Origin of the sequence: Paucilactobacillus wasatchensis, from assembly GCF_000876205.1 — a bacterium.
Lineage (GTDB): Bacteria > Bacillota > Bacilli > Lactobacillales > Lactobacillaceae > Paucilactobacillus > Paucilactobacillus wasatchensis.
This window is the reverse complement of record NZ_AWTT01000104.1, coordinates 1-565: the sequence shown is the minus strand read 5'-3', so window position 1 is coordinate 565 and position 565 is coordinate 1. Positions and strand designations below refer to the sequence as shown.

At 35.2% G+C, this 565-nt stretch carries 1 pseudogene; it reads right to left on the bottom strand.

From position 1 onward, the window contains the following. A pseudogene (locus WDC_RS09310) lies at positions 1-440 on the bottom strand (transposase family protein); the annotation flags it as partial. Between the last annotated feature and the right edge of the window lie 125 nt (positions 441-565).

The following is a 565-nucleotide window of genomic DNA, read 5'->3' as shown; positions in this document are numbered from 1 at the left end:
CCTAAACTTAAAGCGGTTCTGGTTACCGTATTTGCAGATATATTGTTTTCCTTAGCGATTAGCTTGAAACTTGCATCCTCTGCTATATCTAAAGCAGCCTTTTGTTTAACAGCTTTAAAAATATGTTCACGTTTATTAACATCTTTTAGCATGGCAATTTCAGTGTTGCCACAGTATTTACAAAGATATTTTTGCTTACGAATTCTAAAAAAGTTTAGCTTAGTACCAGTGGGTATGGCTTGATGGATAACGGTTTTAGTACCATTGTAGTTCATCCTTTTTTTACAGTTAGGGCAGTTCATGGGATAAGAAAGTTTCAAATTCCAGACGTATGCCACTCCCTTTGGAGTGATCTCCTCACTGTGCGTTTGTTTAAATTTTTCATCAAAAGTAACTCTTGTGTCTGTAATTCCAAGTGCATCTTTGATAGAATCATCCATGAGAGATAGTTCCTTTCTGGAAAAGATAGGTGCAGGCTATCTTCTCTTTTTTTGTCTGTATATAAAAATGTTACCAATATATGTTCACGAAGTGAACACCTATCAGTACCAAATATTGTAGAACC